This is a genomic window from Faecalimonas hominis (assembly GCF_054660755.1).
On record NZ_BAAHSH010000028.1, the window covers coordinates 1 to 12,419 of the forward strand.

13 protein-coding genes and 2 pseudogenes are annotated in these 12,419 nt (G+C 37.0%); all 15 read right to left on the reverse strand.

The features are described 5' to 3' along the window. Nucleotides 1-228: 228 nt before the first annotated feature. Entirely contained in the window at nt 229-1,446 is a 1,218-nt protein-coding gene (locus ACYQ35_RS05295) for an IS256 family transposase (protein WP_182433064.1), read from the reverse strand. A 72-nt stretch (nt 1,447-1,518) separates the two neighbouring features. After that, nucleotides 1,519-2,211 carry an ImmA/IrrE family metallo-endopeptidase gene (locus ACYQ35_RS05300; RefSeq protein WP_459830970.1) on the reverse strand — a complete coding sequence of 231 codons (693 nt, stop codon included), beginning with the start codon at nt 2,209-2,211 and terminating at the stop codon, nt 1,519-1,521. 130 nt (nt 2,212-2,341) lie between these two features. Further along, entirely contained in the window at nt 2,342-2,941 is a 600-nt protein-coding gene (gene lexA, locus ACYQ35_RS05305) for a transcriptional repressor LexA (RefSeq protein WP_055057002.1), read from the reverse strand. Nucleotides 2,942-3,130: 189 nt separating this feature from the next. Beyond that, a pseudogene (locus ACYQ35_RS05310) lies at nt 3,131-3,244 on the reverse strand (helix-turn-helix transcriptional regulator); the annotation flags it as partial. Nucleotides 3,245-3,268: 24 nt separating this feature from the next. Continuing rightward, nucleotides 3,269-3,943 (reverse strand): helix-turn-helix transcriptional regulator, encoded by a 675-nt coding sequence (locus tag ACYQ35_RS05315; RefSeq protein WP_347879740.1) that lies wholly within the window; start codon nt 3,941-3,943, stop codon nt 3,269-3,271. Nucleotides 3,944-4,117: 174 nt separating this feature from the next. Beyond that, on the reverse strand, nt 4,118-4,432 hold the full coding sequence (locus tag ACYQ35_RS05320; RefSeq protein ID WP_459830974.1) for a hypothetical protein: 315 nt from the start codon (nt 4,430-4,432) through the stop codon (nt 4,118-4,120). Nucleotides 4,433-4,773: 341 nt separating this feature from the next. After that, nucleotides 4,774-5,265, reverse strand: a complete 492-nt coding sequence (locus tag ACYQ35_RS05325) for a hypothetical protein (RefSeq protein ID WP_004614024.1) — start codon at nt 5,263-5,265, stop codon at nt 4,774-4,776. After that, complete coding sequence (locus ACYQ35_RS05330; protein WP_004614025.1) at nt 5,265-5,729, reverse strand: hypothetical protein; 465 nt, start codon at nt 5,727-5,729, stop codon at nt 5,265-5,267. Before ACYQ35_RS05330 ends, ACYQ35_RS05325 begins: the two co-directional genes overlap by 1 nt. 487 nt (nt 5,730-6,216) lie before the next feature. Then, entirely contained in the window at nt 6,217-6,525 is a 309-nt protein-coding gene (locus ACYQ35_RS05335; RefSeq protein ID WP_004614026.1) for a hypothetical protein, read from the reverse strand. A gap of 35 nt (nt 6,526-6,560) precedes the next feature. Next, entirely contained in the window at nt 6,561-7,295 is a 735-nt protein-coding gene (locus ACYQ35_RS05340) for a hypothetical protein (RefSeq protein WP_042741426.1), read from the reverse strand. Nucleotides 7,296-7,670: 375 nt separating this feature from the next. Beyond that, nucleotides 7,671-7,784 (reverse strand): annotated as a pseudogene (locus tag ACYQ35_RS05345) (helix-turn-helix transcriptional regulator); the annotation flags it as partial. 100 nt (nt 7,785-7,884) lie between these two features. Next, on the reverse strand, nt 7,885-9,030 hold the full coding sequence (locus tag ACYQ35_RS05350) for a zinc-ribbon domain-containing protein (protein WP_459830979.1): 1,146 nt from the start codon (nt 9,028-9,030) through the stop codon (nt 7,885-7,887). 137 nt (nt 9,031-9,167) lie between these two features. After that, nucleotides 9,168-9,611, reverse strand: a complete 444-nt coding sequence (locus ACYQ35_RS05355) for a GNAT family N-acetyltransferase (protein ID WP_459830981.1) — start codon at nt 9,609-9,611, stop codon at nt 9,168-9,170. A gap of 217 nt (nt 9,612-9,828) precedes the next feature. Next, nucleotides 9,829-11,757: a lysine--tRNA ligase gene (gene lysS, locus ACYQ35_RS05360; protein WP_459830983.1), complete on the reverse strand. Its 1,929-nt coding sequence runs from the start codon at nt 11,755-11,757 to the stop codon at nt 9,829-9,831. A 16-nt stretch (nt 11,758-11,773) separates the two neighbouring features. After that, entirely contained in the window at nt 11,774-12,256 is a 483-nt protein-coding gene (greA, locus tag ACYQ35_RS05365; RefSeq protein ID WP_459830985.1) for a transcription elongation factor GreA, read from the reverse strand. Nucleotides 12,257-12,419: the final 163 nt, after the last annotated feature.

Consider the following 12,419-nt stretch of genomic DNA (forward strand, 5'->3'; position numbering starts at 1 on the left):
GATAACGAAAACGTTCGCAAAGCCGATAAAATAAGGACTTGCGGACATATAAGAAGATATGAAAAGATAATCAAAAATCTATATTAAGTTTAGGAGAAACGTTAAAAACTGATATAAGATTTGTGAATAGTTACAAATGGGCAGAGTCGATTTTCCGGATTCTGCCCATATCTGCATTATACAGTAGTTTTTAGGCATGTCAATAAAACCTGCTTAAAATTGACTGTTTTACAGGTTCCGTCCTGCCAGACGTTCTTCAAAATAAATTTCCAGCTGGGAATGGATCTGTCCCCAGTCCTGCCTGTGACCGGTCCATTTTTTCGTGATATCCATGGTTGCCAAATACAGCATTTTCAAAAGGCTGTCATCCGACGGAAAAACCGTTTTGCTTTTGGTCACTTTCCGGAGCTGACGGTTGAAGCCTTCAATGGCATTTGTGGTGTAAATCAGGCGTCTTACTGCCTCTGGATATTTGAAATAAGTGGACAGGGTGGCCCAGTTATCATTCCAGGATTTATAGATTTTCGGGTACTTGGAATCCCATTTATCTTTGAACAATTCTAACTCATTTAAAGCTGTTTCTTCCGTTGGAGCTGCATATACAAGCTTCAGATCAGCCATCAGTTTTTTGATGTCTTTGTATGAAACAAACTTTGTTGAATTACGGATCTGATGGATGATACACTGCTGAATCTCTGTTTTTGGATAAACAGCCTCGATTGCCTGTGGAAATCCATTTAAACCATCAACGCATGCGATCAGGATATCCTCAACGCCTCTATTTTTTAATCCATTCATGATAGAAAGCCAGAACTTCGCACTTTCGTTCTCTCCAACATACATTCCAAGGACATCTTTTTTTCCGCTCATGTCGATACCAAGAGCAATGTAAACCGCACGTTTTACGATACGTCCTTCGCTGCGGACATGATAGTGTATCGCATCCATAAATACTACAGCATACACTTCTTCCAGAGGACGTTCCTGCCATTCTTTTACAATCGGCAGGATTTTGTCTGTGATCCGGCTGATTGTGCTGTCAGAAATATCAATATCGTATAATTCACGCATGTGGGATTCAATGTCTCCGGTGGTCATTCCTTTGGCATACATGGAAAGTATTTTTTCTTCCATGTCCTGAGTTACGGTATTTTGATATTTTTTAATCAGCTGTGGTTCGTAATCACCGTTACGATCCCTTGGGATCGCCACATCCATATCTCCATAACTGGTGTGCATGGTTTTGCTGGAATGACCGTTTCTGCTGTTGTCTGTTTCTTTGTTACGATAATCATACTTGGAATATCCTAATTCTTCATCCAGTTCCTCGTCCAAAGCACCTTCCAATAGGACAGACATCATGTCACGCATGATGCCATTTACATCGGTGCCGTCTTTGATGCTGATATCATTATTTTTCAGATAATCACGCATCATTTCTCTCATTGCTGCTTTTTGTGGGCTGTCTTTTCTTCTTGCCATAAAAATAACCTCCAAACTGAGTAATTTTATCTTACATCAGTTTGGAGGTTTACACAAACTTTGGGATACTCCCAACAGATCTCTCAATCTGATAACCAAGGCTGTATAAGATACTCCGATATAAGCTGCCATTCTGCGGATAACTGCTTTATCCTTTGAAGTAATGGTATTATCGCCATAAACTTTTATCGGATTTGACTGATTATATTTCGCCAAGGCATTTTCAATAATTCTTCTCGGCATAAGAAGCGAAGCTCCCATTGTATCTGCCTGCCACTCAACAGACGCAAACATCTGAGCCAGTTCCTCTTTGGAATAACTACGCTCACTGTCATACTCTGCATGAAAGCGTCCTTCACTCGGCATTGCATACATCTTACTCAAGATATGATGTGACGCTTCGTGTGCCATTGTAAACCTGCGACGTCCTTGCTCCTTTTCGGCAAGAAGAAATTTATCAAGTACGATGGTATCTTTCGGGAAAACAAAGGGAATAATTTTTCCGTCCTGATGTACCAGCAGTGGTGTTGCTCCATCTGCCAGAAAACCAATCCTGCCTGCATCATCTTCTGCGAAAGAAGCGTATTCAATTCGTAACATAAGAAATTCTGTAATGAAATGTTCTATGTCGATGGATTGAATCACTCGATTGCTAAACTTATTAGCATAAGCTGTTATCAAGCCTTCGCTGATTTCTTCTAACTCGGCTCTTGACATATAAATACTCAAGTTGTGTCCACCTCCGACTCCACCTTGTCCGGCGGTGCAACTCCTCCGGCAAAGTTCTGTTGTATTTCCGCACTATCCAAATTGATTAGATAGCGAATTCCTTCAAGTGTTCTCATTCGTCTGTCCTCTGTTATAGTTCTTTGATGATGTGACAAGCCACACCCTGAATGCAGCACTCATCTACAATGATGTCTTTCATCTTCTTATTTTCCGGATGGAGAATGATTTTCTTATTCTCATCATCTCGGAAGTAACGTTTCAATGTATTCTGATTATCCACAAGGGCAACTACTATATCACCCTCATTGGCTTCTACCTGCTTTTTAACAACCACAAGGTCGCCGTCATCAATCCCTGCTTCAATCATAGACTGACCACTCGCTCTTAATATGAAGAAATCTCCTTTGCCGAAAATAGCAGTAGGAAGTGATACATATTCTTCAATATTTTCTTCCTCATACTGAGGACTGCCACAAGGAATAGAACCTACAATCGGCGTCTGTGTCTGTTCGCCACTGTACTTACGGGTCACATTGGTACTAATCTCCTGCCCGTCGTACTCAATCATATTCTTCTCAGCCATCTCTACCAAGTATTTATATGCTGTACCTCTGGCAATACCAACCGCTTCAGCAATCTTTGTAGTCGATGGGGATTGTCTGTTTTGCAGGTAATAATCCTCGATATACTTTTTTATCTCACTCATAAGTTCAGGACTCTTGCTTCTCATACCTGCACCTCACTTTCTTTTCTATCGGAAGCACTCTGCTTTCGATAGTTTTATTATACCTGATACGAAGAATTTTTCAAGTAGGTTTTTCGCAAAAGAAAAGAGGTGTCGCAATTTGCTAACACCTCTCCATTCTTTAATATTGACTTTACGCTTTATGCAGACCATCTACATAAATGCAAATCTGCACTATTCATTCTCTTTCATATCTTCAGTAGCTTTTGTAAGCATTTGTCTGTATTGCTCTTTCAAGCTTTCCGGTGCAAGTATCTGTACCTTGCCATTAAAGCCAAACACCCAACCGAAAAAGGTTGGACTGGCTGATACTTAGGTCTGTACTCTGAAAGACGTCATATCATACGCAAGGGTTGTCACATCTTCTCCGAAGCGGTCAACCATTGTTTTCATCAGACTGTTATCACACCGTAAATCTACAAGGACTTTCTCGCCTGAGAACATAAAGAACACTTCCTTTGTGTAATTCTCAATATCAAAATCATCCGGCATAGGAATAATATCTTTATCCAATATCTCCGGCTTGGAAGCAATACGGTCTACCCTGAAATTGATAACCTTGCTTTTCTTCTCTGAATATCCGAGAACATAATAATAGTCCCCACACCAAAGAAGTTTATACGGGCTGAGCTTATACACTTCGCCCTTGTTCTTCAGAACCTTTTTCTTTAATCCGGTATAATCATAATACTGAAAAGAAATCTGTTTACCTGTATTGATGGCATCGTTTATAGCGTCAATGATATAATATATCTGCTCATTATCCGGCTTAATGCGATTGACCACATAGTTATTACGCTTCAGCTTTGCCACCTGCCCCGGACTGGTCATCGTATGTATCTTCTCAATCAAAGTTTCACTTTTCTTCTTTGTAATAAACTTCGATGACTCTACTGCATCAATCAGCAGTTTCAATTCCGGCAATTCAAACTTACGGCTGGCTACAAAGTATTTGCTCTGAGTAGAATGGATAGTAACAATATCCATTCCAAACTCCTGAAGTGCAGCAATATCTTTTGTGACCGTCGTTCTATGTGCAGATATTCCGTATTCATCATTCAATATATTGATTAACTGTGTTGTGGAAAGAGGATTTTCTTCATCGGTTCTTTCCAGTAAAATCTTTTGTAAATATAAAATTCTTCACTAATTTGGAATTAGTCAGCCAAATGACAACCTATTTTCGGAAAAATCCCTCAAATATTTTTTCACTTTCTTAATCGCTGCGTTTAAATGCTTTTCAATCGCCTGATGAGAGACTCCCTCCGCTTCGGCAATTTCCCTTGCGCTTTTATTTGCAACATACCGAGATATGAGGTATTTGTATTGCTTCTGCTTTCTTAATGAACGACCAGCCACGCTCCTGCAACTTCGAGTCCATTGCCTGATTTGTAGTTCCTGTGCCAGTCGTGATTGCGAGTAATCACAGGCATTTCTCTTTTGCTTTAATGTTTCAATAAATTTTATATCATTCATGCTTTATTCCTCCAATCAAAAAAAGGCATATACTCATAGGAGCATACACCTTGTATCTTATATTTATTTTCTATTGATATGCTGTTTTAGACCTGTCGGGTAGAAAAAATAGGGTGTGAAGTGAAATAAGTTCTTATAACCTTATAAATCGTTGCATATCAGCAGTTTTGTATTTGTTTTTGCTCTTGTCTTTTGTAATAGTACCCCCCTGTTAGATAACGGGGGCTTAATCTTCGCTCGCCACAGGCTCGCTCACAGACGAAGTGAACCAGCCACTTGCAAGACATGGCAGAAAAATCTGAGAGATTTTCCTGCCACCGTGTCTGGATCACTCCGTCTGTTTAATCATTTCCTTTATTTTCTTGTATAGGTACTCCATTTTTCTTCATGTATTCTATAAAAGACTCAGTCCCTATTAGCATTGCATCTAAATTTATTTTTTTCTCGTTCTGCACTATGATTTTTATACTACCGCTTGTACTGATTTCAATATATTCTATTTTTGTAATTGAAATCTTTCTTTTCTTCATAGGGTAAATAACAATCAATTCCTGTTCTTCTATAATTATTTTATATTTACTGATTGCCCATGCAGTAAAAGCACTAATAATCCCCATAACCAAAAACAAAATAGTAATACCAGTATCTTGCCATAAATATATAATAACCACTGAACATATCATAGAAATAATGAAACACCCATATAAAATTTTAGAAAATACAGGTGGAAAGCATAATTCTTTTAAATCCCCTTGCAATTTATACTTTTTGCTTGTTATCATAGATATTATTCCAAATACTAATGTCATAAAAAATAATCCTATTATTTTCATCACTTATTCTCCTTAATCTCTCCATATCTACTATTAGGTAAATATCTAACTCTCAGATATTCCCCCTTTTGTATTCCTTTACTATAAACAGTTACAAATATTTCTTTTTTAGTTTTATTATCCATAATTCCAATAGCTCTTGTTTTGTTTTTATCTTCATCACTATAATTCCAAGATGTTACTGTTCCCTCTACTTCAAGATAATTGCCAGAATTTATGTTTGGAAAATCCTGTACAGCAGGAAGAACTACCCGCAAAAACGCAGGAATCAAAATGATACCTATAATACCATTTGAAATCATATTCATCCTTTTTTCATTTCTCTTTACAAAATCTCTCATGTCCAATGGAGCATTTTCCCAACGAAAGATTTTTTTCTTTTTTATTATGTGATATAAAAACCATATTGTAAGAACAGATAACAATAAAGCTTCCATATATAAAACCATAATTATTCTCCCCATACTCTTTTCTCCTAGAAATTTCTTTGCAAATTGTTAACCGATTGATTTTTTATCTGATAATTTATTATATCATTTATAGAACTCACATGTCATTACTTTTCTGCTATCTGTCAAAATATTTTTTATCCCATGCCTTATCAAGAGTGCAAGCATTGCTTACGCAACAAGCTCTTGACAATTCATGCTCTAAAAAATGAAAGATAGTCAAGCAGAAAAAAGAACAAATTGTGCTGTGTTACAGCAACAAAAAAACATCTCATATTTTGTATGAAATGCCATTTTGCTTTTCTTTATGCTATTTTCTTTGTCGTATCAAGGTTCTTTCAATCGTAGTAAATTAGTGGTAAATTTCTTTTGTATTTTCATTCATATTGCTTAAAGTTCCTGCGTTTATGCGGATAATAGGATTTTTAATCTTTTTGGTATAAAAAAGCAGGAGACCTTTTCAGATTTCCTGCTCAGTAGAGTTGTGAAGATGTTATTGTTGTTATTTAATTTCAATGTTCGTCATAGTTACTAACCCAAGACGAACTAAAATAGTTTGTACGATACGACACCAAAAAATACCTAGAATCAGGAGCAAAGCATATAAAATAATTGACGCTTGTAAATATTGTCTGCCAAAGTGAATAAGAATAAGCAGTGGAGACATTAATATTACAAAGAATATAATGCTTGTAATTATTCTTTTTATGTTTTTTGTATCTGCTAAATCAAATTCAGCTCCACAAGAACATTCGTTAGGTATTCCTCCTTTTATTTCAGTACCACAGTTCATGCAATATAGTTTCTTCATTCTAATCACCTCTACAACCTGGAATTGTTCTATTATTATCTTTCAATTTCTATACTTAAAGATTTTCCAGATTTATCACTTTGAAAATTTTCATAATACCAAAAATAGAAAGGCTTTTCACAAAGTTCAAAATAAATAATTTCATCGGGTTTTTTATTTTCTATTTTTGTATTGTAAATATCTTCATCATGTACAAATCCATATAAAAAGCGACTATTGTCTGGACTGATATTTAAGTCTTGCAATCTATCACTTAATGCTAACTGTGATTTTAGTAACGACATCGTATCTTTGTCATACGGGCGGTCTTTCTTTATAACCTCATGTACACTTGTAATATGAGCATATCTCTTTTTACCATCTACTTCCTTAATTTTGAATTTTGAAAATGTCAAACTTGACTCTATATCGTTTTTTTCTGATATATACAAAACACTTTTATAGTTTTCGTTTTCAAACTCCTTTATAATCTTATCAATATGTGTTTTATATTCTTCGCCTTGTTCAAACTCAATAGAGGCACTTAACAGAGCATCCTGTATTGAGTTTGCATAATTTTTATCAGAAAGTAAACTTTCTTTTGAGTTTAAATCTTCTATTGGATAATATTTTGTTATTTCTTCCGGAACATATTTATCGTTCATTTCTGTTCTTTGTATTAAACTATTTCCACCTGTTATTTGACCTAAATATCCAAGCCCTAGAAAAACACTAAACACAAAAATAATTATTCCCAATATTATCCAAATTACCTTCTTTTGTTTAGTCATAAGATTAAGCCCTCTCAATTTATTGATTGTTAAATACAAATTTATATGTTTCTCTGTATTCACATTATACCATTTTCCACTACCCGCTACAATATTTCAAAATCTTAAGACTACTTTTTTCTGCTTTTGAAAAGCTACTTTACCGTCCATAATTTGTAAAGGGTGCCAAAGCATTGCTTACGCAACAAGCCCTTGACAAACCACAGCCTGATAAGTTTAGAGTAATCAAGCAGAAATGAAATAGTCTGCTGTTTCAAGGCAACGAAAAAGAGATACCAGCACATTTATGCAGTATTTCTAACTTAATCACACTATTCTTTTATTCGCAAGCAGGAAAACACAGGTTATTTCTTAATATCCTTTTGTTTGGGAAACTCCGTTTTCCCAACGTGAAACTGCCTGACGACTTACAAAAACTTTTTCTGCAAGTTCATCCTGCGACATTCCCTTTTGAGTACGAAGTTCAAGTATAACCTGTTTTGTATCCATTAAGCAGTACCTCCCTTACACCTTTATTATAGTCTCACGCATTATCTCAAACAAGCAACTCGCAGTTGCTGTCCTTATTACTCGGCTTTTTCGTTCACAGCTAGATTTCTTGTTCTTCGTTTTCTTTTTGCTGCATATCTTCATCAGCTTGTGCAATCATCTGTCTGTACTGTTCTTTTACACTTTCCGGTGCAAGTATCTGTACCTTGCCATTAAAACCAAATACCCAACCTAAAAAGGTCGGACTGGCTGATACTTCGGTCTGTACTCTGAAAGAAGTCATATCATACGCAAGGGTTGTCACATCTTCTCCGAAACGGTCAACCATTGTTTTCATCAGACTGTTATCACACCGTAAATCCACAAGGACTTTCTCGCCTGAGAACATAAAGAATACTTCTTTTGTGTAATTTTCAATATCAAAATCATCTGGCATAGGAATAATGTCCTTATCCAATATCTCAGGTTTTGAAGCAATACGGTCTACTCTGAAATTGATAACCTTACTTTTCTTCTCAGAATATCCGAGAACATAATAATTATCCCCATTCCAGAGAAGTTTATATGGGCTGAGCCTATACACTTCGCCCTTGTTCTTCAGAACCTTTTTCTTTAATCCGGTATAATCGTAATACTGAAAAGAAATCTGTTTACCTGCGTTAATGGCATCGTTAATTGCGTCGGTAAGCGTATTCCATTCATAACCGCAGGTCTTGCACTTCCACCAAGCCTTGCTGTTTGCAAACGCCATAACTTCGGTAGGCTTCTTTTCGTTCTTATCCGACCATTCATCTGCAACTTCCGGGAACAGCGTTGCAAGGTCGTTAAATCCGGCAAGCACTTTATTATGGGAGCAGTACGGGCAACCTGTTCTATTGATAGTTCTGCTCTTTACAGTGGCTATCCATTCGTGTCCTAATTTACATTTCCATATCACTTTCTTGTGTGAGCCGATAGATACCTCTGTCGGCTTGATTTCATTTTTCTCTGACCACTCCGAAGCCAGTTTCGGCTTCAATGTATTTAAATCGTTAATCCCTGCAATCACTCTCGCACCGGAACATATCGGGCATTTTTCTCCATTGGAACGAGCCTTTATACTTGTTTCCCATTCGTGACCGCAAGCACCTTTCCACCATACTTTCTTATTCGAGCCGAAAGTTATGCTGTCCGGTGTCAGTGGTAAATTCCTATCCGACCATTCGACAATCAATTCCGGATGTACTGTCGCTAAGCTGTTACTCATATCAAAACCTCCACTTCCTCTGTGGTTAAAGTATATGAAGTTTCGGCTTTTTCTTGTAGTTTGCGAATATCCGTAAAAATTAAAAAAGCCCTTTGAGAAAAGATTTCTCCTCTCTCAAAGGGCTTGAATGCATTAGTTTATAGGTTTCTTTGAAAAATCACCATATCCACCAACTTGACTCCGTATTCAAATATCGGGTGGTCGTAATTATCTGTAAAAAAGTTAGGTATGATATGAGAACGAACAAAACCGCACTTTTCATAGAATGGAACTGTCAAAGGACTGTCGCCGGTTCCGACCTGTAAAACGGAATATTTGTCGGCATACTCTTTAACAATAAAATCTATCAAGGCTTTGGCATAGCCTTTGCCTTGATATTCGGGAACGGTCGCAATATTCTTTATCTCAAGAATACCGTTGCACTCATCAGTGACGACACATTCAGCTTTCACACCGTTATCGTCAAGCACATACATAGTGCCTCTCTCAAGATAGCGGTCTATCATATTCTCTTGTTCATCTGCTAAAAGCAGTAATGATAGAAACTGTTTTTTATTTTCTTTGATTTTCCGAATCTTCATAGCAACCACTCTTTCAAATTCCATTTTAGACTTTCATCATACTTATGAAAATGGGCAATTCCGAACCGGAACTGCCCATATATTTTGAAAATTATGCGATTTTTAAGGCTCTGCACTGTTTCAAGCACCATTTGGTGTAAATTTGGTGTATTTGTGTATTTTCAGAGCTTTTTCACAAATGAAGTACATCCCGTTTTGTAGGGTAAAACGGTACTTCTTAATAGAGCTTTGCACCTGCCGGAATGTGGTCATCTACCATAAGGAGATGAAGCTTTTCTTCGCCTTCTTCTTCGTGTACTGCACTGAGAAGCATACCACAAGAGTCAATGCCCATCATTGCTCTTGGAGGAAGATTTGTGATTGCGATAAGTGTCTTACCAACAAGTTCTTCCGGCTCGTAATATGCGTGAATACCGCTTAAAATGGTTCTATCTGTGCCTGTTCCGTCATCAAGAGTGAACTGAAGGAGTTTCTTTGACTTCGGTACAGCAACGCATTCTTTAACCTTAACTGCTCTGAAATCTGACTTTGAGAATGTATCAAAATCAACATCTTCTTCAAACAAAGGCTCAACCTTTACCTTAGAAAAATCAATTTTTTCCGGCTCTGAATTTGGTGTAGAAACCTCTTTAGAACTTACACCATTTTCGGATTTTACACCACCGAGGGTCTTCATTGTCGGGAATAACAATACATCACGAATTGCTGCGCTGTCTGTTAAGAGCATACACATTCTGTCGATACCAAATCCGATACCACCTGTTGGCGGCATAGCAATTTCCAACGCATTCATAAAGTCTTCATCTGTTGTATTTGCTTCTTCGTCACCCTGTGCAAGCAACTCTTCCTGTGCTTTAAAACGTTCTCTCTGGTCAATCGGGTCATTTAACTCTGAATAAGCATTCGCCATTTCCCAACCATTCATAAAGAACTCAAAACGCTCTGTATATTCCGGATTATCCGGTTTTTTCTTTGTCAACGGTGAAATTTCAATTGGGTGATCCATAACAAATGTAGGCTGAATTAAATGTTCTTCTGCGAATTCTTCAAAGAATAACGCAAGAATATCACCCTTCTTGTGGCGTTCTTCATACTCAACCTTATGTTCTTTCGCAAGCGCTCTTGCTTCTTTTAATGTCTGAACTTCATTCCAGTCAACACCTGCATATTTCTTAACCGCGTCTACCATTGTGATTCTCTCAAATGGTTTGCCCAAATCCATCTCAACACCATTGTAAGTAATCTTTGTTGTACCAAGAACTTCCTGTGCTACATAACGGTAAAGATTTTCAGTTAAATCCATCATTCCGTTGTAGTCTGTATATGCCTGGTATAATTCCATCAATGTAAATTCAGGGTTATGTCTTGTATCTAATCCTTCGTTACGGAATACACGTCCGATTTCATAAACACGTTCCATTCCACCGACAATCAGTCTCTTTAAGTATAACTCTAAAGAAATACGAAGTTTAAAGTCTTCGTTCAATGCGTTGAAATGTGTTTCAAATGGTCTTGCCGCTGCTCCACCTGCATTTGAAACTAAGATTGGAGTTTCCACTTCCATAAATCCCTGTCCGTCCAAATATTTTCTAATCGCACTGATAATTTTAGAGCGCTTGATAAACGTATCTTTTACATCAGGGTTCATAATTAAGTCTACATATCTCTGACGGTAACGTAAATCTGTGTTTGTTAAACCGTGGAATTTCTCAGGAAGAATCTGAAGACTCTTTGACAATAAAGTCACTTCCTGTGCATGAATGGAAATTTCACCCATTTTTGTGCGGAATACGTCACCCTTAATTCCTACGATATCTCCGATATCCATTTTCTTGAATTCTTTGTACGCTTCTTCTCCTATGTTATCTCTTGCAACATAAGACTGGATATTTCCCTGTAAATCCTGAACATTACAGAAAGATGCTTTCCCCATAACACGTTTAGACATAATACGTCCGGCGATGGAAACATCTTTTCCTTCCATTTCTTCAAAATTATCTTTGATTTCCATACTATGATGAGTCACATCATATTTTGTAATAAGGAACGGATTTTTTCCGTTTTCCTGTAAGTCTGCCAATTTTTCACGGCGTACTTTTCTTAACTGGTTAATATCCTGTTCCTGTGCATTCTTTTGTTCTGCCACTTTTCCCACTCCTTTATTAAATTGACCTTTCAATTTTTAATACTTTGTATTCCATAACGCCTGCCTGTGTTTCTACTTCCACGACATCGTCTACTTTTCTTCCGATTAACGCCTTTCCTACAGGAGATTCATTTGAGATTTTCCCTTCAAGACTGTTCGCCTCTGTGGAACCTACGATTTTAAATTCCATCTCTTCTTCAAATTCATTGTCGTATACCGTAACTGTACAGCCAATGCTGATTTTATCCAAATCAACTTCGTCTTCTACAACAACTTCCGCATTTTTCAAAATCTTCTCTAACTCTTCGATACGAACTTCAATATCACGCTGTTCGTCTTTTGCTGCATCGTACTCTGCGTTTTCCGATAAATCGCCCTGCTCTCTTGCTTCTTTAATCTTTCCTGCTACTTCTTTACGTTTTACTACTTTTAAATTTTCTAATTCCTCTTCAAGTTTCTTTAATCCAGCATAAGTAAGGATAGTCTTTTTATCTGCCATCTTAACTGCCTCCCTTGATTTACCATTTTATTTTTTCATGAATTTTTTCATGCATTTCTTCATTTGAATATACTTTGACAATTTCAGTATTATACCTTACAAACAGGGGATTGTCAAGGTTGTTCATACTCTGTAAACCGTATAATATAAACCATTTTTGATA

Coding starts and splice junctions, on each gene's coding strand:
- ACYQ35_RS05315 (WP_347879740.1), bottom strand. CDS start 3,943: ATGGATATTGTTACTATCCATTCTACTCAGAGCAAATACTTTGTAGCC.
- ACYQ35_RS05340 (WP_042741426.1), bottom strand. CDS start 7,295: ATGACTAAACAAAAGAAGGTAATTTGGATAATATTGGGAATAATTATT.
- ACYQ35_RS05350 (WP_459830979.1), bottom strand. CDS start 9,030: ATGAGTAACAGCTTAGCGACAGTACATCCGGAATTGATTGTCGAATGG.
- ACYQ35_RS05335 (WP_004614026.1), bottom strand. CDS start 6,525: ATGAAGAAACTATATTGCATGAACTGTGGTACTGAAATAAAAGGAGGA.
- ACYQ35_RS05295 (WP_182433064.1), bottom strand. CDS start 1,446: ATGAGAGAAATGATGCGTGATTATCTGAAAAATAATGATATCAGCATC.
- greA (WP_459830985.1), bottom strand. CDS start 12,256: ATGGCAGATAAAAAGACTATCCTTACTTATGCTGGATTAAAGAAACTT.
- lexA (WP_055057002.1), bottom strand. CDS start 2,941: ATGAGAAGCAAGAGTCCTGAACTTATGAGTGAGATAAAAAAGTATATC.
- ACYQ35_RS05355 (WP_459830981.1), bottom strand. CDS start 9,611: ATGAAGATTCGGAAAATCAAAGAAAATAAAAAACAGTTTCTATCATTA.
- ACYQ35_RS05330 (WP_004614025.1), bottom strand. CDS start 5,729: ATGGGGAGAATAATTATGGTTTTATATATGGAAGCTTTATTGTTATCT.
- ACYQ35_RS05320 (WP_459830974.1), bottom strand. CDS start 4,432: ATGAATGATATAAAATTTATTGAAACATTAAAGCAAAAGAGAAATGCC.
- ACYQ35_RS05325 (WP_004614024.1), bottom strand. CDS start 5,265: ATGAAAATAATAGGATTATTTTTTATGACATTAGTATTTGGAATAATA.